General features: G+C 63.6%; 20 protein-coding genes. 5 read left to right on the forward strand and 15 right to left on the reverse strand.

Translation table 11 applies throughout. From position 1 onward, the window contains the following. Window positions 1–56: 56 nt before the first annotated feature. From ACI2JX_RS23335 to ACI2JX_RS23390, 12 genes are read right to left on the reverse strand one after another with little or no spacing between them, the layout of a single operon-like run. A complete protein-coding gene (locus ACI2JX_RS23335) occupies window positions 57–710 on the reverse strand; it encodes a hypothetical protein (RefSeq protein WP_404691079.1) in 654 nt (217 codons plus the stop codon). Further along, window positions 707–1,093 (reverse strand): type II secretion system protein GspM, encoded by a 387-nt coding sequence (gene gspM, locus ACI2JX_RS23340; protein ID WP_404691080.1) that lies wholly within the window; start codon window positions 1,091–1,093, stop codon window positions 707–709. The genes ACI2JX_RS23335 and gspM overlap by 4 nt, the downstream gene beginning before the upstream one ends. Then, entirely contained in the window at window positions 1,093–2,187 is a 1,095-nt protein-coding gene (locus ACI2JX_RS23345; protein ID WP_404691081.1) for a GspL/Epsl periplasmic domain-containing protein, read from the reverse strand. The genes gspM and ACI2JX_RS23345 overlap by 1 nt, the downstream gene beginning before the upstream one ends. An 11-nt stretch (window positions 2,188–2,198) precedes the next feature. Continuing rightward, window positions 2,199–2,789 carry a type II secretion system protein J gene (locus ACI2JX_RS23350; RefSeq protein WP_404691082.1) on the reverse strand — a complete coding sequence of 197 codons (591 nt, stop codon included), beginning with the start codon at window positions 2,787–2,789 and terminating at the stop codon, window positions 2,199–2,201. Continuing rightward, window positions 2,786–3,154, reverse strand: coding sequence for a type II secretion system protein GspI (locus ACI2JX_RS23355; RefSeq protein WP_264237038.1), 369 nt, complete (start codon window positions 3,152–3,154; stop codon window positions 2,786–2,788). Before ACI2JX_RS23355 ends, ACI2JX_RS23350 begins: the two co-directional genes overlap by 4 nt. Beyond that, window positions 3,151–3,588 carry a type II secretion system minor pseudopilin GspH gene (gene gspH, locus ACI2JX_RS23360; RefSeq protein WP_404691083.1) on the reverse strand — a complete coding sequence of 146 codons (438 nt, stop codon included), beginning with the start codon at window positions 3,586–3,588 and terminating at the stop codon, window positions 3,151–3,153. Before gspH ends, ACI2JX_RS23355 begins: the two co-directional genes overlap by 4 nt. A gap of 3 nt (window positions 3,589–3,591) precedes the next feature. After that, a complete protein-coding gene (gspG, locus tag ACI2JX_RS23365) occupies window positions 3,592–4,026 on the reverse strand; it encodes a type II secretion system major pseudopilin GspG (RefSeq protein WP_186556390.1) in 435 nt (144 codons plus the stop codon). Window positions 4,027–4,040: 14 nt separating this feature from the next. After that, entirely contained in the window at window positions 4,041–5,243 is a 1,203-nt protein-coding gene (gene gspF / locus ACI2JX_RS23370) for a type II secretion system inner membrane protein GspF (protein WP_404691084.1), read from the reverse strand. 3 nt (window positions 5,244–5,246) lie between these two features. Beyond that, complete coding sequence (locus ACI2JX_RS23375; protein WP_404691085.1) at window positions 5,247–6,695, reverse strand: GspE/PulE family protein; 1,449 nt, start codon at window positions 6,693–6,695, stop codon at window positions 5,247–5,249. Beyond that, window positions 6,695–8,629, reverse strand: coding sequence for a type II secretion system secretin GspD (gspD, locus tag ACI2JX_RS23380; protein ID WP_372353344.1), 1,935 nt, complete (start codon window positions 8,627–8,629; stop codon window positions 6,695–6,697). Before gspD ends, ACI2JX_RS23375 begins: the two co-directional genes overlap by 1 nt. 21 nt (window positions 8,630–8,650) lie before the next feature. Next, window positions 8,651–9,076 (reverse strand): pilus assembly protein PilZ, encoded by a 426-nt coding sequence (locus ACI2JX_RS23385; RefSeq protein WP_264237033.1) that lies wholly within the window; start codon window positions 9,074–9,076, stop codon window positions 8,651–8,653. Beyond that, window positions 9,073–10,713: a lipoprotein UxpA gene (locus ACI2JX_RS23390; protein WP_368972183.1), complete on the reverse strand. Its 1,641-nt coding sequence runs from the start codon at window positions 10,711–10,713 to the stop codon at window positions 9,073–9,075. The genes ACI2JX_RS23385 and ACI2JX_RS23390 overlap by 4 nt, the downstream gene beginning before the upstream one ends. Window positions 10,714–10,936: 223 nt before the next feature. Between ACI2JX_RS23390 and ACI2JX_RS23395 the strand changes: the two genes are divergently transcribed. Next, window positions 10,937–12,988: a PhoX family phosphatase gene (locus ACI2JX_RS23395; protein WP_264237031.1), complete on the forward strand. Its 2,052-nt coding sequence runs from the start codon at window positions 10,937–10,939 to the stop codon at window positions 12,986–12,988. 42 nt (window positions 12,989–13,030) lie between these two features. On the opposite strand, the gene gspK is transcribed toward ACI2JX_RS23395, so the two are convergent. Continuing rightward, window positions 13,031–13,996, reverse strand: coding sequence for a type II secretion system minor pseudopilin GspK (gspK, locus tag ACI2JX_RS23400; protein WP_404691086.1), 966 nt, complete (start codon window positions 13,994–13,996; stop codon window positions 13,031–13,033). A gap of 146 nt (window positions 13,997–14,142) precedes the next feature. Between gspK and tatA the strand changes: the two genes are divergently transcribed. The 4 genes from tatA (at window position 14,143) to ACI2JX_RS23420 (ending at window position 17,100) form a co-directional block, all read left to right on the forward strand. Further along, the gene (gene tatA / locus ACI2JX_RS23405; RefSeq protein ID WP_264237029.1) at window positions 14,143–14,373 is read left to right on the forward strand and encodes a twin-arginine translocase TatA/TatE family subunit; all 231 of its coding nucleotides are present in this window, start codon (window positions 14,143–14,145) and stop codon (window positions 14,371–14,373) included. Beyond that, window positions 14,373–14,663, forward strand: coding sequence for a Sec-independent protein translocase protein TatB (tatB, locus tag ACI2JX_RS23410; RefSeq protein ID WP_404691087.1), 291 nt, complete (start codon window positions 14,373–14,375; stop codon window positions 14,661–14,663). The genes tatA and tatB overlap by 1 nt, the downstream gene beginning before the upstream one ends. Beyond that, the gene (gene tatC / locus ACI2JX_RS23415; RefSeq protein ID WP_264237027.1) at window positions 14,660–15,403 is read left to right on the forward strand and encodes a twin-arginine translocase subunit TatC; all 744 of its coding nucleotides are present in this window, start codon (window positions 14,660–14,662) and stop codon (window positions 15,401–15,403) included. Before tatB ends, tatC begins: the two co-directional genes overlap by 4 nt. Before the next feature lie 203 nt (window positions 15,404–15,606). Next, window positions 15,607–17,100: an HET-C-related protein gene (locus ACI2JX_RS23420; RefSeq protein ID WP_404691088.1), complete on the forward strand. Its 1,494-nt coding sequence runs from the start codon at window positions 15,607–15,609 to the stop codon at window positions 17,098–17,100. Window positions 17,101–17,155: 55 nt separating this feature from the next. Here the strand turns inward: ACI2JX_RS23420 and ACI2JX_RS23425 are convergent, their stop codons facing one another. Both ACI2JX_RS23425 and purL read right to left on the reverse strand, forming a co-directional pair. After that, a complete protein-coding gene (locus tag ACI2JX_RS23425; protein ID WP_404691089.1) occupies window positions 17,156–17,467 on the reverse strand; it encodes an NGG1p interacting factor NIF3 in 312 nt (103 codons plus the stop codon). A gap of 1 nt (window position 17,468) precedes the next feature. Then, window positions 17,469–21,368 (reverse strand): phosphoribosylformylglycinamidine synthase, encoded by a 3,900-nt coding sequence (gene purL, locus ACI2JX_RS23430; protein ID WP_404691090.1) that lies wholly within the window; start codon window positions 21,366–21,368, stop codon window positions 17,469–17,471. Window positions 21,369–21,481 lie beyond the last annotated feature (113 nt).

The following is a 21,481-nucleotide window of genomic DNA, read 5'->3' on the forward strand; positions in this document are numbered from 1 at the left end:
GCCGCCATTTTCTTCACGGCCATTCGCCGCGCCGTAGCTGATAGTCGATAACCTGACTACCAGCCAACCTTGCGCTGCCCTGTCCTTTCGGTTGGACCCAACCATTGCAGGGCACGCAAGATTGGCGTCAGGGCAGCATCGGTCTGTAGCTGAAAGTCGACCTTGGCGCGCCGTGCCGACAGGTCGGCATCCAGCTCCAGCTGATGCTGTCCTGGCTGATTCAATTGTCCGTGCAGATGCCAGCCGCTGCTGCAGTCCATCTGCATTGATCCACGCCCAAGGCCAAGCGACCACGGCTCAACCAGCGCCAGATCCTCAGTAGCTATTCTCCCCTCAGCCCTGCTGCAGCGTGCGCCCTCCCCCTGCATGCGCAAGGTACCTTGCCATTGCCCCGCCAATCGATAACCGGTCGCCACCCTGGCTTGGCCCGACAACGCTTGCAGTTCAGCCTGCCAACTCCATGGCCAACCCGACAATCGTGCTTGCCAGCCCTGCCCCTGAAACCCCAGGAGCAGCTGCGCTTGCAAGGGCCACCCAGTGATCTCCCAACGCAATGGACCCGCCGGCCCCCACTGCACCGCCTGGCCGCGCCAGAGGCTGCCGCTGACCCCGCTAATCGCCAGCCCATGGGTGAGCCAACGGGCCGGCAGTTCGGCCAGCAGCGTGACGCTGAAAACCAGTAACAGCCATACCGCCCCACGCCACCTCACGGCTGCACCCGCACATCGAAACGTAGCCCTTGCTCCCCCTGCTCCAGCGCCCATTGCAGTGGCTGAGCGCCTTCCGCTTGCAATGCCAGCAACCATTGCTGCAAGTTTCTTTCATCGCTTACCTGACCGCGCAACTGCCAAACCCCTTCATTGGAGTCGATGTCCTGGAGGCTGATCTGCCGCGCCTGAGCTGACTGGCGCAGGCGCTCAAGCCCCATTGACGGAGCATCGCGCAGGCTCGCCGCCGACTCGGCCAACGCCTGCCACTGGGCCAGTTCACGCCACTGCGCCAGACCTTCGCGCACCGCCAGCGACAGCACCAGCATTGCGATCAACGCCCATGCCAAAGGCATGCGGTAGTGCTGCAACAGCTCACGATTCATCACACCGCTCCCAGATCGAAGACCACGCGCCACTGCGCCGCCTGCCCGGCATCGCTCACCTCGACCTGGGCGCCAGCCTGATTGGCCATGTCCTGCCAGGCAGGTGCAGTGCCCTCGCCGTCCAAGTGCACATGCCAACGCTGTCCATCGAAGCGCACCGCTTGCAAACGCCAACCAGGGTGCTGCTCCAGCCACGCCTGCAATTGCCCTTGCAGCCCATCGAGCTTGCGCAGGCGCAACTGCCGTTCACTCGCAGCGTCCCGCAAGCGTTTGAGCGCCACGCTCGCCTGACGCAACGAGGCCTGCTCGCCCGTTACTGCCAGTACCTGCTGGCGATAGAGCTGGGCCTGGCGCCATTGCTGGCTCAGCCACAAGCCCGCCCAGGCCGTGGCCAGAATCAGGCAAGCCGCCACCAAGCGCAGGTGCCCGCGCGGCAGGCTCAAGCGCGCACGGACGCGGCGCTGTTCGAACAGGCTGGGCAGGCTGTCCAACGCTACCAATTGCGCCGGCCAACGCCCCTCGATGCAATCGATTCGCAGCGTTGCCCAGGGCACTGCTGGGGGATCGCCGAGCGCCCGCGGCCACGACAGCCAATGCTCGCGACCCTCACTGGCGACGCCTTTGTATAAATCCTCATGCTCATGCGGCCATCTCCAGCCAGCGCCGGGCGCCGCGACCGGTAACAGCTGCAGCTGTGCCCAGCAGCGCTCAATCGAAAGCCCCCAGTCGGCGCACTGTTTGCGCCAGCCATCGAGCTGCGCACGCTCCACCAGCGCCAGGCGCAACTGTCCAGGCAGGCGTTCGATACAGGCAAACAGCAACTGATCGCTGGCTTGTAGCAGCCGGTCTTCCAACAATAACGGCCACTCGTCACGCTTGAGCCCCGGGGGGGCTGGCAGTTGGAAATGGCTGCACAGCTGGCCAGGAATGATCAGCGCCACCCGTGCATCGAGATCATTGGGCGGCTCGCCCTGCCCTTCTCGGCTCGGCACGCCGCGCTCGACCAATAGCCAGTCCCACGGCTGCTCGGCAGCCCCCGGTCGCAGCAACAGCCACGCCCGGCTCGGGCCACGGCGACGCCACTTAAGCTTCATCCGGCCTCCGTTCATGACAGCCCATGTGGCAATGCGAAGGTGCAGACATAAGGTGCTCCATCACGCTGCAATTGCACGCGCACGCCACGACCGGGGTGCGCGGGTTGATCGGAGGGCCATGCCAGCCAGCGGCCGCCCTGGTGGTAAAGCACCTGCCATGCGCTGACCCGCTCCAACCGCTCGCGGACCACCCAGTGCGGCTCACCTGCGGCGTACAGGTCCGCCGAGGTTTCCAGCAGCAGGCGCTGCTCACGTGGATCAAAGCGCAGGCGCTGGCGTTGCAGGCGCGAACCGCCCTCGGCTTGCGGCCACGCCGCGACAGCCACCCACAGCAGCTGGTTGTTCTGCGCCTGCCAATCGAGCCAGCGCGTGGCTAACGGCAAGCGCTGCTCGTAGACCCGGCGCAACACCGGGGTGTCGAAACGCCGCTCCAGGGCCAGGCAAAACTCCAGAACGCCGGCGTTGGCGGCCGGTGATTCGAGCCGCTCGCGCACTTTCAGCCAGCCGTTGACCAAGGCCGCAAGCATGATGCCGAGCACTGCGGTCAAGGCCAGCGCGACCATCAGTTCGATCAAGGTCAGGCCTGCCTGTTGGCACTTCATGGGCGCTCCAGAAATACGCTGTACTGGCCCAGCGGCAGGCGCTGATCGCGGTCGGCGAACAGCAGCAGATCGCCTCGGCGCAGGTCGCGCACGCCGGTCCTGCGCAATTGCAGTTGCCAATGGCAGGCTTGACCACCTTGATTCAGCACACCGCTGTTGTGGTTGGCGACGGGCCAATACTGCTCGACGGCAAAGCGTGCTTGCAGCTCGCGCGCGCAGAGCAGGCCAAGACGGTGCTGTTGGACGCTGTCCTGCACCGCCAACCGTTGGCGCAAAACCTGGCTGGCGATCACCGCCAGTACCGCGGCGATCGCCAGCGCCACAGTCACTTCCAACAAGGTAAAGCCATGCTGGCCACGTTTCATGGTGCCGACGCCCTGCGCAGTTGCCCGGCGCGATCCCACTGCCAGCGCTGACTGCCCTGCGGCCATTGCCACAGCACTGCACCGGGGCGTGCCCAGCCTTCGGGGGTGAAGATCAACTGCGGCGTGCGGCTGGCTGGCCAATCGGGGCGCAGGCCCGTGGGCCAGTCGCCCAGGCGCGCTGGCTCCAGCACCCAGCCCTCCTTCTCGCGCCGAACCAACTCCGGCCGCTGGCCATTCCAGCGCAGCCCACGCAGTTGCCCGGCATGCCGAGCCAGCGCGGCCTGCTCGCGAACTTGGCCGGCCAGTCGATCCAGCGCCTGCTCTGCGCTGCTGTTGCCACTGTCGAGCCAGGCCACACTCAGGCCCGTCATCAAGCCGGCAATGGCCAGCACCACCAGCAGCTCGATCAGGCTGAAGCCACGCTGGCTGCTCACCCTTCACAGCTCCCAGTTGCCCAGGTCGGCATCGAGCTCTTCGCCACCCGGCACGCCGTCGGCGCCTAGCGAGTAGACATCGACCCGACCATGTTCACCGGGCATGCGGTACTGGTATGGCGTACCCCACGGATCCTCTGGCAGACGGCGAATGTAGCCATCGCTGCGCCAGGCACGCGGCAGCGGCTCCTGGGTAGGTTTGTTCACCAGCGCGGCCAGACCTTGCTCGCTGCTGGGGAAGCGCAGGTTGTCGAGCCGATACATATCCAGCGCCTGCTCCAGGGTGGCGAGGTCGGCCAAGACTTTCTGGCGCATGGCCTTGTCCTGGTTGCCCAGCACACTGGGCGCGACCACGGCGATCAGCAGGCCGATGATGAAGATCACCACCATGATTTCCATCAGGGTGAAACCCCGTTGGCGGGTACGTCGATGTCGCATGTTGGTGCTCCTTGTCATAGTTGCAGGCCTTGGTTCAGTTGCATGATCGGCAGCAGCACGGCCAGCACGATGAACAGCACCACCGCGCCCATCACCAGGATCATCAGCGGCTCGAACAGCGCCATGGCGGTGTCCACCTGACAGGCGAAGCCGCGCTCCTGGTCATCGGCCACCCGTTCGAGCATGTCGGCCAACGTGCCGCTGGCCTCGCCACTGCCGACCATGTTCACCAGCAGCGGCGGAAATTGTTGGCTGGCATCCAGCGCCCGGTGCAGGCTGGTGCCGCCCTGGACTTGCTGGCGCACCTGCTCCATGGCCAGGCGAATGCGTCGGTTACCGACGGTTTCGGTGGCCACCTGCAACGCTTCGAGCAGGGCCACGCCACTGCTGCAGAGGATCGCCAGGCTGCGCGCCAGGCGGGCGCTTTCCAGCACCTGCAACAGGCCGCCAATACGCGGCAGGCGCAGCAAGAGCTCGTCGCGGCGCAGGCACCAGTGCGGTTTGCGCAGCAACCAACTGCCGAGCAGTGCCGACAAGAGCGCCGCGCACAGTAGCCACGGCCCGGTACTGACCAGGCCCTGGCTGATGCCAATCAGCAATGAAGTGACCCAAGGCAAGCTCTGCCCGGAATGGGCGAACTGCTCAGTAAGCTTGGGCACCACGAACGTCATCAGGCCGACCACCACCGCCAGCGACACGCCCATCAACACGCTGGGGTAGATCAAGGCGGTGCGCGCCTTGTGTTGCTGACGCTGCACTTGCTCAAGATGATCGGCCAGACGCATCAGCACCTGGGCCAGACGCCCCGAGCGCTCGCCCGCTTCGACCAATGCGCAATACAGGCCGGTGAATGGCGCGCCTTGCCGGGCGAGGCTGCGCGCCAGGCCCAAGCCCTCGGCCAGCGCGCCACGCACTGATACCAATACGGCCTGCAGGGCCGGTTGGCGCAGTTGCCGCTCAAGGGTGGCCAACGCATCGACCAAGGCAATACCGGCGCCGGTGAGGGTCGCCAATTGGCGCGTCAATTCGCACAACTGCGCGCGATTCAATCGCTGGCGACGCGGTTGCGCCGCGGCGCTGCCCTGGCGCTTGAGCTGCCGGGCGAACAGCCCCTGTTCACGCAACAACTGCCGCGCATGGCGCTCGCTGTCGGCCTGCAGCGTAGCGCTGTGGCCTTTGCCGGCCAGATCGACAGCCTGGTAACGATAGGTCGGCATAGGCTAGCCCTGCACCACGCGCAGCACTTCGGCAAGGCTGGTCTGGCCTCGGCGCAGGCAATCGCTGGCCATGCTCACCAGGCTCTGGCGGCGCTCGGCAAGATAGTCCAGCATGGCCAGTTCGCTGGCGCCGTCGTAGAGCAGCGCGACCAGGCCTGGGTCCAGTTCGATGAATTCATACAGGCCCAATCGCCCGTTGTAGCCACTGCCTTGGCAGTCGTCGCAGCCGACCGCATGAAAGGTGCCGCCCAGCGCCCCCAACTCTGGCCATAACCTGCGTTCAGCCGCCTGCAACGGCTGCTCTACCGCGCAATGACACAGCCGCCGCACCAGGCGCTGGGCCAGCACGCCACGCAGGCACGAGGCGATCAAGAACGGCTCGATGCCCATGTCACGCAAGCGCGTCACCGCGCCCACAGCGCTGTTGGTGTGCAGAGTCGACAGCACCAGGTGACCGGTGAGGCTGGCCTGCACGGCGATCTGCGCGGTTTCCTGATCACGGATCTCGCCGAGCATGATCACGTCTGGGTCCTGGCGCAGAATAGCCCGCAGGCCGCTGGCGAAAGTCAGGCCGGCACGGGGGTTGATTGCGGTCTGGCCGATGCCGGCGATGGCGTATTCCACCGGGTCTTCAACGGTGAGGATATTGCGGCTGCCATCGTTGAGGCTGTTGAGACTGGCGTAGAGCGTGGTGGTCTTGCCCGAACCGGTGGGGCCAGTGCTCAAGACAATGCCGTTGGGCCTGGCCAAGCAGCTACGCAAGCCGTCCAACACCGAGCCAGGCATGCCTAGGTTATCCAGCGCCAAGAGGCTGGCCTGCTTGTCCAGCACCCGCATCACCACCCGCTCACCATGGATGCCGGGCAAGGTCGAAACCCGCACATCCACTTCCCGGCCAGCGGCGCGCAAGGTGATCCGACCATCTTGCGGCTGACGCTTCTCGGCGATGTCCAGCCGCGCCATGACCTTGATCCGCGACACCAGCATCGCCGACAGCGCCCGCGGTGGGCGCAGCACTTCGCGCAGGTGGCCATCGACGCGCAGGCGCACCACCAGGCTCTGCTCGAAGGTCTCGATATGAATGTCGGAAGCGCGCAGGCGCAGAGCCTGGCCAAACAAGCCGTTGATCAGGCGAATCACGGGCGCTTCGTCGTCGCTTTCGAGCAAGTCCTCGATGCGCGGCATTTCGCTCATCAGGCTGTCCAGGTCGACCTGCTCGCCGATGCCTTCGATCAGCGCCGCGGTGCTGGCACTTCCCGCTTCGTAAAGTTGGCCCAGCCGGGCATCGAAGGCTGCTGTATCCAGGTACTCAAGACCAGCCGGCTGACCATGGACACGCAGCAGTTCCTGCAGCTGATCGCTGTCGGCGTCAGGCCGCAGCCACAGCTGCCAGCCCTGGGCAAGCGGCGCCATCGCCAGGCCAGTCTGGCGCGCCAGACGATAAGGCAGCATCACCAATCGCCCCCTTCCAGGCGCGCCCGGCTGGCTGGGAACACCTTGAGCAGCGGCGTGCCTTCGGCCAGCTCCGGCAGTTGCAGCGGCGTGGTCTGTTGCAGGGTGCGGTATTTGTCCTGGCTCAGGCCGGCCAGGCTCGGCCCATCACGCAGGATGCGCGGGCGAATGAACACCATCAGGTTCTGCTTGGTGTTCTTGCTCGCGTCGGAACGGAACAACCGACCCAACCCTGGGATGTCGCCCAAAAACGGCACGCGCTGATTGCTGGTGCTGAGTTCGTCGCTGATCAAGCCGCCGAGGATCACCAGGCCGTTGTCCTCGACCATGACCTTGGTCTTGATCTCGCGCTTGTTGGTGATGACATCGCTGGCGCTGGTGGTGTCGGCAATCGACGAGACTTCCTGGACGATATCCAGGCGCACGCTGTTGTCGATGTTCACCTGCGGCTTGATGCGCAGCTTGACCCCGACTTCCTTGCGCTCGATGGTCTGGTAGGGGTTGGCGTTGTTCTGGGTGACCGAGCCCGTGACGAAGGGTACTTCCTGACCGACCAGGATCGACGCCTCGGCGTTGTCCAGGGTCAGCAAGGTCGGCGTCGACAGCAGGTTGAATCCGCTCTTGCCCTTGAGTGCATTGATCAGCATGGCGAAGTTGAAGCCACCGCCGAAGTGGCCGATGCCTGCGGTGACGCCCGTGGTGGTCGACAGCAGATCGCCCAAGGCTTCGTTGTCGCCACTGGCGGCAGCCCCGGCGATGCTGGCGATGTTCACGCCGTTGCTGCCGAAGTTGACGATACCGGCACCGAACTTCTCGTCGGCGAATAACCATTGCACGCCCAGCTCTTGGGCCTGGCTGTCGGAAACCTCGGCGATGATCGCCTCGACCACCACTTGCGCGCGACGGATGTCGAGCTGCTCGACGATGTTGCGATAGGCCGCCAGTTCGCTGTCCGGGCCGACCATGACCACGGCATTGGTGCCTTCTTCGTACTCCAGGCGAATACCAGAATCGCTGGCCATCGCCACCGGGCGATCCTTGCCCTCGCCGTCGCCTTCGGCCGGCACGCTGCCTTCCTGGCTGAGGCCGCGCAGCACCTTGACCACTTCGCTGGCGTTGGCGTGACGCAGGTAGATCACTTGGGTATTGCTGTTGTGCAGAGTGTCGCTGGGGCGGTCGAGCTGGGCCAGCAAGGCTCGTACCCGCTCGCGGCTGTCGGCGCTGCCACGCACCAGCAACGCATTACTGCGCGGATCGGCCACCACCTGGGCACTGTCGCCGGCCTGCTCGCTGGCCAGCAAGCGGGTGACCAGCTGGGCGGTGTCGGCGGCGCTGGCATGCTGCAGCTTCATCACCTGCAGCGGTTCGTCGCTGACCTGATCGAGCTGGCGCAACAGGCTGTCTATGCGCTCAAGGTTGCTGCGCCAGTCGGTAACCACCAACAGGTTGGCTGCGGGATATGGAGTGATCACGCCCACACGCGGGTCGATCAGCGGCTTGAGGATACCCAGCATCTGTTCGCTGGCGGCATTGCGCACGTTGAACACGCGGGTAGCGACCCCGTCGCTGCCCTCGGCTTTCTTGCCACCGGCCTCGACCGGCACCGGTTCCAGGCGTGCGGCTTGGTCGGGGACGATCTTCACGCTGCCATTGGGCAAGTCGACAGCGGCATAGCCCTGGGCGCGCAACTGAGCGAGGAAGATGTCGTAGATGGCATCGGCGTCATGCCGATCGACCGTACGCACAGTGACCTTGCCCTTGACCCGCGGATCGACGATGAAGGTGGTGCCGGTGATGCGCGAGACGCTGTCGATGAACTCGCCCAGGTCGGTGTCGACGAAGTTAACCTCATAGATCGGCGTACCGCTGTCGTCGAATGTTTCCGGCTCTTCGGCCCAGGCCAATGACAGGCTCAGGCTGAGCACCCCGGCCACGCAGTATCTTGCAAACATCGCTCATCCTTGCCGCTTGAAGCCGGTCACGGCAGGCCGTGGCGGCCAGGGCAGGCGCTCGCGCCGCCCCTGGTTGTTGAAAATCAGGCCATCGGCGTCGATGTCCTGCAGGACGATGCCGGGTGCCAGGCGTTGGCCACGCACCAGGCTGCGGGTCTGTTGGCCATAGCGCAGCACCACCACGGTCGCCGATAGCGGCTTGGCCTTAAGACCGCCGAGGTACTGCAACGGCAGCCGCGTCAGGGGAATCAGGCCGTCGTCGGCAGGCGCCTGCCACTGGCCGACCAGCAACCCGGGCAAGGGCAGCTCAGCGAGCGCAGGCGCGCGGGCAGGCTGCGGCGAGCGGCTGAGCTGCAGCACGCATTGGCCAGCCAGCCAACCGACCAGGGTCAGCAGTGCTACGCCGAGTAACCGACTGGGTGTGCTCAAGAGAGCAACTGCCGTGGATGCCAACCCGGATGGCCCTGCACGTAGCGCACCTGCGGCAGTTGCAGCGCTGCCAGTTGCCAATCGCCCGACTGGCGCGCCAGCCAGGCTTCAACCCGCTGCCACAGTGGCTCACCGGCCTGCGGGTCGAATTGCAAACCAAAGGTGCGGCACAGCCCCTGCACCGGTTCGAGGCCGGCGATGCGTTTGCCTTGCGGGCTATAGCTGACCTGCCAGGCCTGGCTTTGCCAGCGCGGTAAGTCCTGGCTGTTGTCCAGCAGCAGCGGATCGCCGAACAACTGCTCGGCGGCGTTTTCCAGTACTTGCTCGACCTGTCGGGCAGGCGCCTCGACCACTGGCGCGGGGTAGCCGCCCGTTAGGCTGATCAGGTGTTCGCGAGTGATCGAATCACCCGCGGCCAAAGGGTAGTCGTAACGCAGTCCCGGCAGCAGCACTGGCATGTTGCTGTCGTCAGCCAGGGCCTGGTGCAGCAGACGGTCCCAGCTACCGCCACGGGTATCGCGCCGCCACAGTGCTTGTGGAGCGTGGGCCAAAGGTTGGTCGAGCCAGGCAGCGTGGCCAGCACGTTGTTGGCGCAGCACACTGCGCAGTTGGCTGGCGCGGGCCTGAGCGGCCGGCGTCAGGTGATGTTCGAAGGCGGCAAAGTAGCGCGCCTCGAAATGCCACTGGCCGGCCACATGCTGACAGCGCAGGCGGAACGCACCGCTGCCACGGCAGCCGGCGAACAGCACTGGAACCCGACGGCCGCTCGCTTGGCTTACCTCGACCGGCGCTGGCCACAAGTCCTGGCCGCGCGCGCACAGCAGCACGTCGACTTCATTGAGGCGTTCCGCCAACCACAGCCCTGGCCCGGTGCCGACATCGGCCAGCGCCACCACCAGGTCAGCCTCGCGGCGCGCCTGCTGGAAGATTGGCTGCAGCGATTGGTACCATTGTTTGAGCGAAGCTTTCTGATCCTGGGCGTAGGGGTCGGTGACACCCACCACGGCAATTCTCGCACCGCCCCGTTCGAAGATCCGCAGGGGCTCGATGCCAAGCGACGTGGCTTGATCGCTGGCCAGTCCAGCCCCCAGGGTAATAGAGGAAGACTGGCGATAAAGTCCGGCGCAGCGTTGCGGCCAAAGCACCCTTTCATCGCTGCTGACGCGCACTTCACTGGCGAGCAGTTGGCTGCCTTGCACGCCGCTCTCGCCTTGAGTCAGGTAGGCCAGGCCGCTGCCATTCCAGCCCTGACCGTTTTCCAAGGTCAGGCAATTACTGGCTCCGGTTTCGCTACGCAGTTGCTCAAGCAGCGCGGCCAGCACCGCATAACCACCCAATTGCGCATTGCCTGCCTGACTGGCATCGAGCAAGGGCGCAAGCTCGGGGTAGGCGGCGGTGGCACTGCTGCCAGTCATCCACGGCGCCCGCCCCAGATGGCTCACCGGCCCTAGTCGAGTAGCGGGCACCACGGGCATACCAGGCTGGCGGGCATCGAGGGTGTCGGCGACATAGAGTAGATCGACCGCCGCACTGCCACCACGCTGGCCGGGGAGCGCAGAGCAGGCGCCGAGCAGCGGCGCCAGTGCACCGACACCCATCCAGCTGAGTACTTCGCGTCTGCCCACACTACTAGCCATCAGGCCCGCATCCTTTCCGAGTTCACTTTGGGACCCGGATATTGCGGCGCTCACATGACAGTTTAATGGCAGATATCCGACAGCAATCGCGGATTGTTCTTTCAAGACGTGCTGCTAAGAACTGCTAGTTTTAAGCGGACCTTAATATTTCTGCCAAGGAATCATCACACTTGCGCACTAAAGTCGCGGTTTCTTTCAACTCAGCCACTATAAGGACACCCTGATGAGTCGAGACACCGGCGACAACCTAGACCGCAACCTAAGCGGCAACCTGCCAATGGCCAGCGTCATGGACGCCTACCTGAGCCGTCGCACCGTGATGCGCGGCAGCCTTGGCGCCGCGATCGCGATGATCGCCGGGACCGGCCTGACCGGCTGCTTCGACGGCGGTGGCGGTTCGGATGACGACGATTCGGCTCCAACCAATCCAGAAACGCCGAAACTCAAGCTGGGCTTCAACTCCATCGCAGGCTCGCGGACCGACGCCTGCGTGGTCGCCGCCGGCTACAGCGCCTACGTCCTGGCACCGTGGGGCACGCCACTGAACAGCAATGGCAACCCGTGGAAATCCGACGGTAGCAACACTGCGGCAGACCAGGCCAACGCCATGGGCATGCACCATGACGGCATGCACTTCTTCCCAATCAACGGCAGCTCCGATGACGGCTTGCTGGCGATCAACTTCGAATACATCGACGCCCAAGCCTTGCATCCGGCAGGGCCCACCACCGATGGCAGCGGCAAGCGCCCGGTCGAAGAAGCGCGCAAGGAAATCAACGCCCACGGCGCCGGCGTGGTTCGCCTGAGCAAGGTCAACGGCCGCTGGCAGGTGGTCGACAATGACCCGCTCAATCGCCGCTTCACCACCGTTTCGCTGATGGACATCGCCGGCCCCCTGCGCGGCACCGACCACGTCAAGACCAAGTTCTCCCCAGCCGGCACCCAGTGCCGCGGCACCAACAACAACTGCGGCAATGGCTACACGCCGTGGGGCACCTACCTGACCTGCGAGGAAAACTGGCCGGGCATCTTCGTCAACAAAGGCACCCGTCCAGCCGACCAGTCGCGTATCGGCGTGGGTACTTCCAGCGGCCAGTACAAGTGGGAAACCTGCGCAGGTGACCCAAGCGAGGTGGACGACGAGTTCGCCCGCTTCGACGTTACCCCGACCGGCGCCAGCGCCACCGACGACTTCCGCAACGAAGCCAGCACCTACGGCTACATCGTCGAGATCGATCCGTACAACGCCAGCACCCTGGCGGTAAAACGCACCGCCCTCGGTCGCTTCCGCCACGAGGGCTGCTGCCCGGGCCTGCCGGTGGCGGGCAAGCCGCTGGTCTGGTACACCGGCGACGATTCCAATAACGAGTACCTGTACAAGTTCGTCTCCGATGCCGTGTGGGACCCAGCAGATGCCACTCCAGCCGACCGCCTGGCCACCGGCGCCAAGTACATGGACCAAGGCAAGCTGTATGTCGCCCGCTTCAATGCCGACGGTAGCGGTGACTGGCTGCTGCTCGACGTCGCCACCGCTACCACCGCTGGCAGCACCCTCGGTGCGTTGTACGGCGACCTGCCGGGAATCATCTTGCACACCCGTGGCGCCGCCGATGCCGTCGGTGCCACGCCGATGGACCGCCCCGAGTGGACTGCCGTCAACCCACTCAACGGCGACGTCTACCTGACCCTGACCAACAACAGCTCGCGCACCCCGGAAAAAGTCGATGCGGCCAACCCACGTGGGCCGAACCGCCACGGCCACATCATTCGTTGGCACGACAGCGATGATCACACCAGCTTCAACTGGGACATCTTCGTGTTCGGCGCCAACGCCGCCGGCACTGCCGACATCAACCGCTCTGGCCTGACCGAACTGAACCAGTTCGCCAGCCCCGACGGCATGAGCTTCGATAGCCGTGGGGTGTTGTGGTTCGAGACCGACAACGGTGAGTCGACCTTGACCAGCTACACCAACGACCAACTGCTGGCGGTGATTCCGACCGATCTGGTCGATGCTGCCGGCAAGCAGATTCCGGTCAACGCGCAGAACCAGGTGGACCTGCGGCGCTTCTTCGTCGGCCCTAATGGCTGCGAGGTCACCGGGATAGCCTTTGCCCCGGACAACAAGTCGATGTTCGTCAACATCCAGCACCCGGAAAACTGGCCGTTCAACGATGTGGCAACCGATGCCGCGCCGGCCGGAACTACCGTGCGACCACGGGCTTCGACGGTGGTGATTCAGCGTAATGATGGCGGCGAGATTGGCACCGCCTGATGGATGTTCGGGGGCCGCTCTGCGGCCCTCGACTACTTGCTATCACCATGGCAAAGACTCACGGCTGCGCACTCGCACCTGCTGCGCCGGTACCCGTGCGTGCCACTGCACCACGCCCAACGCCTCCACCTGAAACTGACTGCGCAACTTCAGCCCCTCCTCCTCGAACGACAGCTGCAACAGGTAATGCCCACTGTTGAGCAGCAACCCCTCGCTCAAGCGCTCGAACGTTTCGTCATCCACTGCCCCCAACGCCTGGCGCAACGCCGCCGCATCCACATACCCCGCCGCTGGACGCCCCGTGACGATGCGGCTCAGCAACGAGCGCGAATAACGCTCCTCATACAACGCCTCCAGCAGGGGCAAATGTTCCAGGCCAAGTGCGTTGGCATTGAGCCGCCAGCCACTGGTCTGCGCCAGTGCACAGAGCATCGGGTAACGGCCCTGGCGCTGCGCGTCGGGGGCCAGCAATAGATTCAGCTCGCTGCTGTCGACCATCGGTTGGTTAGCCGCCAGGCGCGCGGGTTGCTGACGTAGATACTGGGGACTCTCCGCACCCTGCAGGCGTGCGTCACTGTCCGCATCGATCCAGTCAGCCAGCGCGTGCACCAGGCGCTCGGCGGCCAGGTCATCGCCCAGCAGCAGACGCAACTGACGCTCAGCCCGCTCGCCATCCTCGCCCAGCAGCGCATTGACGTTGAAGCAGGTGTGCTGATCACGCACGCGCAGTTGCGCCTTGCCTGCCCCGAAGTCATAGTCCAGCGGCTGGCCGCGCAAGGCTTGCCAGAACAACGGGCTGGCCCGCCAGGCAGGATCGCGCAGCGCCTGTTCGGCATAGGCCAGCCCGGCCTGCTCCATGGCCCGCGCTTGCACCCGCTGCTGTAACAGGCGCACTTCATCCACCTGCCGACGTCCGCCCTCCACCAGCCAGGTCAGGCCCGCAGCGATCATCGCCAGCGCGACCATCACCATCAACAACGCAGCACCTTGCTGGCGTTTGCCACCCATCCTCGCCCTCCTTTTTCCAATCGGCAAAGAGGCCAGTCAACACCGCGCTTGTTTCAGGCAGATGGCAATGCCTGACAGTAATCACCACGTCATCTAGGCCAGGCAGGATTGCTGCTCTTTTGATGACCTTACAGGAGTGGTCTGACATGGGTGGTATCGGAATCTGGCAATTGGTGATCGTGCTGTTGATTGTCTTCCTGCTATTTGGCACCAAGCGTCTGAAAGGCCTGGGCAGCGATGTTGGCGAGGCGATCCAGGGTTTTCGCAAGTCCATGGGCGGGGACAGTGAAGCCAGCCCAAGCAACCCACAGGTGCAACAACAAGCCCCCCTGAACGGCCAGACCGTGCAGCAAGCGCAAGCGGATCGTCAGGCCTGATGTTCGAGATCGGCTTTACCGAAATGATCCTGGTCGGGGTCGTCGCCCTGCTGGTGCTCGGCCCCGAGCGCCTGCCGGTGGCGGCGCGCGCCGTTGGCCGCGGGTTAGGCCAAGCACGGCGGGCGATGCATGCGCTGCGCACCCAGGTGGAGCGGGAAATCGACCTGCCGCCGTTGGACGCCGCGCCGCTGCACCGGCTGGAACAGGAGATTCGCCAGGGCATCCGCCTGGAGGGAGAACCGGCCAATGACGCCGCGGCGCCAGTGCCTGCCAAGGAGAACGTCTCATGAGCATTGCCATGCAGCAGCAAGGGCGCATGCCGTTGACCGAACACCTGAGGGATCTGCGCAAGCGACTGATGCGCTCGTTGTTAGTGATCGCGCTGCTGTTCGGCGCGTTGTTCCCGTTCGCCCAGACCCTCTACACGCTGATCTCCGAACCGTTGCGCCGTTATCTGCCGGAAGGCACCAGCATGATCGCCACCAGCGTCACCTCGCCGTTCTTGACCCCGTTCAAGTTGACCGCGATGTGCGCGCTGTTCCTGGCCATGCCGTTGTTGTTGCACCAGGCTTGGGGATTCATTGCCCCGGGGCTGTACCGCCGCGAACGGCGCATAGCCCTGCCGCTGCTGGTATCGAGCATCGTGCTGTTCTATGGCGGGATGGCCTTTGCGTTCTTCCTGGTGTTTCCGATGATGTTCGGCTTCTTCGCCAGCGTTACCCCCGATGGGGTGGCGATGATGACCGATATCGGCCTTTACCTGGACTTCATCATGGCGCTGTTCCTGGCTTTCGGCCTGGCGTTCGAGATCCCGGTGGCGACGTTCATCGTGGTCTGGGCCGGGCTGACCGATGTAGCCACGCTGCGCCGCAGTCGGCCCTATGTGATCGTCGGCTGCTTCGTGGTGGGGATGATTCTGACACCGCCTGATGTGTTTTCTCAGACGATGCTGGCGGTGCCGATGTGGGTGTTGTTCGAGCTGGGGCTTGTGGCGTGCACACTGGTGCATAGACCACGTAGTGATGGTTGAAGCACTGGGCAAGCCGGTATTCCTGAGTTGCGACGGGCATACCGGCTGTTGCTAACCCGCTTCAAACACTTCAAGCGTGTGATGAAAATAGACCAAGCGCCGTAAGCTAGATCTGACTTCGTTGCCGGGTCGCTATTTCCATATTTATCTACCGCACCCAGGCAACCAATCTGAACGTCCCAAACATCGATTGAGGACGTCGTATGAAAAAGCTTACTGATCATGCCCCCCAACAACTATCACCAACGCCTCGGTTTGGAGCAGGCCTTGGCGATTCTGCGGAGAGTCACGGCCACGAGTCCATCGCTCAGGTACTGAACCTTTCGGGTTTCAATGCCGTTGAAGTCAAACAAATCTATTTCGGCAACTGGCTGCGCGACCATTCACAGTTGATAGATCCCAAAATTGTTCGCCCGCAAGACGCTCGCAGAAACTTCCCAACGAAAATCTCCAGAGAGGTGCTTACTGAGTTTGTCGACCTGCTGGCACTGATAGAATTCAACCGCCTGCAAATGACCGACGAGGAGCGCGTAGCCTATACCGTTACGCCAGAGATACTTGGCGTCTATCGCCCTTCAGAACACATCGACAACCCCACCAACCTCGACGAATGCGCAATTGATCCGCAGACGATCGATGAGGACTTCGAACCCTTGGTACGGCCCGGTGACAGGCTGACCACCGTCCATTACGCACGCTCTATGACAATGCATATAGAGGAAGCCGAACGCTACATGCGCAGAAAGCTGCGCGCGGCGATGCGAGCAGGCAAGACACCGACAGGCATGCGCTACTTTGGTGAAGCCTTGCACGTGCTTGAAGATTTCTTTGCTCACTCCAACTTCGTAGAGCTCAGCCTGCGCAAGGTCGGTTACACCGATGTATTGGCCTGGACGACCGAGAAACCATGCAAACATCGCTGGCCGGTCGTGACCGGGCTGTTCAGCGGTTCGGACATCCTCGCCAGCGTCGCCGAGCCCTTGGCCAAAATTCTGTTTCCAGCACCCGGTCATGTATTCAAACCCACTGTTCCCGGAGAGCGAAGTGATGGCGAACAAGCGTTGCTGATTCTTCTCAAAGAAGATCCTGAGTGGAGAGCGATACTTGTAAAGGCACTCGAGGTGCGGGATGAGCTAGCCAACAGTTCTACGTTCCAGACACTTGAGTATCTGGACTGGTTAGTCAGCACCCCATTTCGAACGCTGCGAAATCTCACCAATAGCCTCATGCAAACGGTGGTGGAGTGGGCAGGTGATCAAATCGACGAGCTGCAGACCTACCTGGGCGACGACCCCAATACTCATGCACATGTGAGTGCTACCCACTCACAGCTCGCCAAAGATCATGATACGCACCCCTTCCACTTAATAGCCCAATTGCTGGCTCGGTATGCAGTCGATAAGGTAGGGCAATCGATCTACAAGTACTGGCAGGGTGATCAGGAACAAGACCCAGTAGAAATCGCCAGTAGTTTTTTCTGGCATCCAAATGATCTCGATTGGCAGGATGAAATCGTGAGTCTCTGGGCTAGCAGAAACCCGGAGAAGATTGCGGAAGGTACCGAACTAAGCCTATACATCAAGCGCTATGAGCAATACCGAGCAGCCGCTCGGAAGCGCTTGGAGGAACTGGAGACACGCGAACCTCTGGATCTGATCGGCGCGGGAGAGAATCTGAGCGGCTCGGGGTTTCAGTGACGCAATAGGTGGGCATTCGCTCACCCTTGCCTCACTGAGTTGATCAGTATGTCTTTCAGATATCCGCTAGACGCCAGGCCTCATAGGCTGGCGTCTCATACGGATGACTCGCTTTGAGGGCAGCGACGACCTGAGCAATCAGCTCATCCGCCACTACCAGCTCGACCTTCCACTCCTCCACCACTTCGACCTGCCCGCTTTGCCCGAGGTACGGCTGGCTGCCGTCCAACGGGCGAAACTGGCCTTGGCCGAGGGTCTGCCAGGCGCAGTGGTCATAGTCGCCGATGCGTCCGCCACCTGCGGCGAACACAGCGGCCTTGACCACTTCGACATGGCTGGCCGGGACGAAGAAGGCGAGCTTGTACACCTTAGTTCACCCACACCCGCGCATTGCGGAACATGCGCATCCAAGCGGCGTCTTCCTGCCACTCGTCCGGGCGCCAGGAGTTCTGCACAGCACGGAACACACGCTCCGGGTGCGGCATCATGATGGTCACCCGGCCGTCGCGGCTGGTGAGACCGGTGATACCCCGTGGCGAGCCGTTGGGGTTGGCCGGGTAGCTCTCGGTAACCTTGCCGTGGTTGTCGACGAAGCGCAGCGCCACGCAACCGGACAAGTCAGCTTCAAGCAGTGCTTCCTGGCTGGCGAACTCGGCATGACCTTCACCGTGGGCGATGGCGATCGGCATATGCGAACCGGCCATACCCTGGAGGAAGATCGAGTTGGACTTCTGCACCTCGACCATGGCCACGCGCGCCTCGAACTGCTCCGAGCGGTTACGCACGAAGTGCGGCCAGTACTCGGTGCCAGGGATCAGCTCGTGCAGGTTGGACATCATCTGGCAACCGTTGCACACGCCCAGGGTGAAGCTGTCGGTACGCTCGAAGAACGCTTGGAAAGCATCGCGGGCGCGGATGTTGAACAGCGCCGACTTGGCCCAGCCTTCACCAGCACCGAGCACGTCGCCGTAGGAGAAGCCACCGCAGGCCACCAGGCCTTTGAAGGTTTCCAGGTCGACCCGACCGGCGAGGATGTCGCTCATGTGCACGTCGATGGCATTGAAGCCCGCACGGTCGAACGCCGCCGCCATTTCCACCTGGCCGTTGACGCCCTGCTCACGCAAGATCGCCACTTGTGGGCGCACACCCTTCTTGATGTAAGGCGCAGCGATGTCCTGGTTGACATCAAAGCCGAGCTTGACGCTCAGACCTGGATTGTCTTCTTCGAGCAGGACGTCGAATTCCTGGTCCGCGCAGTCAGCGTTGTCGCGCAGGCGCTGGATCTGGTAGCTGGTTTCTGCCCACTGGCGTTGCAGCAGGCGACGGTCGCCCTTGAACAGCTCTTCGCCGGCCAGCTTGATCAGCACTTCGCCGTTGTTGATCGGCTGGCCGATCACTGCGACGCAATCTTCACCCAGGCCAGCCGCGCTGAACTGGGCCAGTACATCTGGGGTGGCATCTTGACGTACCTGGATCACCGCACCCAATTCTTCGTTGAAGAGGATAGCCGCGACTTTCTCGCGCTTGCTGGTCAGGGTGTCCAGCTCCAGGTCCAGACCGCAGTGGCCAGCGAAGGCCATTTCCAGCACGGTGGTAAGCAGGCCGCCGTCGGAGCGGTCATGGTAAGCCAGCAGATGGCCGTCGGCGTTCAGGCCCTGGATCACGGCGAAGAACGCCTTGAGGTCTTCGGCGTCGTCCACGTCCGGTGCCTGGGCGCCGAGTTTGCCGTGGGTCTGGGCGAGAATCGAAGCGCCCATGCGGTTTTTGCCGCGGCCCAGGTCGATCAGAATCAGGTCGGTCTCGCCCTTGTCCATGCGCAGTTGCGGGGTCAGGGTCTTGCGGATGTCGACCACTGGCGCGAAGCCGCTGACGATCAGCGACATTGGCGAGGTAACGCTCTTCTCGGCGCCCTCTTCGCTCCATTTGGTCTTCATCGACATGGAGTCCTTGCCGACCGGAATGGTCAGGCCCAACTCCGGGCACAGCTCCATGCCGACAGCCTTGACGGTGTCGTACAGGCGGGCGTCTTCACCCGGGTGACCGGCGGCGGACATCCAGTTGGCCGACAGTTTGATGTCGGACAGCTTTTCGATGCGCGAGGCGGCCAGGTTGGTCAGGGTCTCGCCGATCGCCATACGGCCGGACGCCGGGGCGTCGAGCAGTGCCAGCGGAGTGCGCTCGCCCATGGCCATGGCTTCACCGGTGTAGACGTCGAAGCTGGTGGCGGTGACGGCGCAGTCGGCCACCGGCACCTGCCACGGGCCAACCATCTGGTCACGGGCAACCAAGCCGGTGATGGTGCGGTCGCCGATGGTGATCAGGAAGCTCTTGCTGGCCACTGCCGGGTGACGCAGGACGCGCTCGACCGAATCTTTCAGTTCCAGCACGCTTGGGTCGAAGTCATCGCCCAGCTCCGCTTCGCGGGTGACCGAGCGGTGCATGCGTGGCGGCTTGCCCAGCAGCACATCGAGCGGCATGTCCACCGGGGTGTTGCCGAAGTGGCTGTCGGTCACGGTCAGGTGCGGCTCTTCGGTCGCCTCGCCGACGACAGCGAACGGGCAACGCTCACGCTCACAGATCGCCTTGAAGCGCTCGAAGTCGCCAGCGCTGACGGCCAGCACATAACGCTCTTGGGATTCGTTGCTCCAGATTTCGTGCGGGGCCATGCCCGGCTCGTCGTTGGGCACGTTGCGCAGCTCGAAGCGGCCACCACGACCACCGTCGTTGACCAGCTCGGGGAAGGCGTTGGAAATACCACCGGCGCCGACGTCATGGATGAAGGCGATCGGGTTGTGCTCGCCCAGCTGCCAGCAGCGGTCGATGACCTCTTGGCAGCGGCGTTCCATTTCCGGGTTCTCGCGCTGTACCGAGGCAAAATCCAGGTCAGCCGAGCTGGCACCGGTAGCAACCGACGACGCCGCGCCGCCGCCCAGGCCGATCAGCATGGCCGGGCCGCCGAGCACGATCAGCTTGGCGCCGACGGTGATCTCGCCTTTCTGCACGTGGTCTTCACGGATGTTGCCCAGGCCGCCGGCAAGCATGATTGGCTTGTGGTAGCCGCGGACTTCTTCGCCGTGCGGGGTGTTGATCGACTGCTCGAAGGTCCGGAAGTAACCGGTCAGCGCCGGACGGCCGAACTCGTTGTTGAAGGCAGCGCCGCCCAACGGGCCTTCGACCATGATATCGAGGGCGTTGACGATGCGCTCAGGCTTGCCATAAGCCTTCTCCCAAGGCTGTTCGAAGCCTGGGATGCGCAGGTTGGACACGGTGAAACCGGTCAGGCCAGCCTTGGGCTTGGCACCGCGACCGGTCGCGCCTTCGTCACGAATTTCGCCACCGGAACCGGTGGAAGCGCCGGAGAACGGCGAGATGGCGGTCGGGTGGTTGTGCGTCTCGACCTTCATCAGGATGTGCACCGGCTCCTGCACCGCGCCGTACTGGCGGGTCTCAGGATTCGGGTAGAAGCGACCGGCCACGGAACCGACGATCACCGAGGCGTTGTCCTTGTATGCGGACAACACGCCTTCGCTGTGCATCTGGTAGGTGTTCTTGATCATGCCGAACAGGCTCTTGTCCTGCGCCTGGCCGTCGATGTCCCAGCTGGCGTTGAAGATCTTGTGCCGGCAGTGCTCGGAGTTGGCCTGGGCGAACATCATCAGTTCGATGTCGTTCGGGTTGCGCTTGAGACCCTGGAAGGCAGCGACCAGGTAGTCGATCTCGTCTTCGGCCAGGGCCAGGCCCAGGTCGAGGTTGGCTTGCGCCAGGGCGTCGCGCCCGCCAGCGAGGATGTCTACCGAGGTCATCGGCTTGGGCTGGGCGTGGCTGAACAGATCGCCCGCCTCTTCCAGACGGCCCAGCACGCGCTGGGTCATGCGGTCGTGCAGCTCGGCGGCGACCACTGCGGCATCGGCGTCAGACAGGTTGCCTGCCACGTAGTAGGCGATTCCGCGCTCCAGGCGCTGGATGTGCTGCAGGCCGCAGTTGTGGGCGATGTCGCTGGCCTTGGAAGACCATGGCGAAATCGTGCCCAGACGCGGTACCACCAGGAACAGGCGGCCACTTGGCTCCTGCACCGGGACGCTCGGACCGTACTTGAGCAGACGGGCCAGCACCTGCTGCTGGTCAGCGGTCAACTCACCGTCGACTTCGGCGAAGTGGGCGAATTCGGCATACAAGCCGGTAACAGCGGGGACTTTCTGGCTCAGTTGCTCGAGTAGCTTACCGTGGCGAAAGGCAGAAAGGGCAGGAGCGCCGCGCAGGATCAACATCGTCGGGACAGCCTCAGGAAGGGGTGTGCTTAGAGGCCGTGCATTCTAGCGTAATTTCACGCGTTTCGGCACCCGCTCTAAGCCAATGCTGCCGGGCGGCCGAACCGGACTTC

Origin of the sequence: Pseudomonas sp. NPDC088890 (assembly GCF_044900155.1) — a bacterium.
Taxonomy (GTDB): domain Bacteria; phylum Pseudomonadota; class Gammaproteobacteria; order Pseudomonadales; family Pseudomonadaceae; genus Aquipseudomonas; species Aquipseudomonas urmiensis.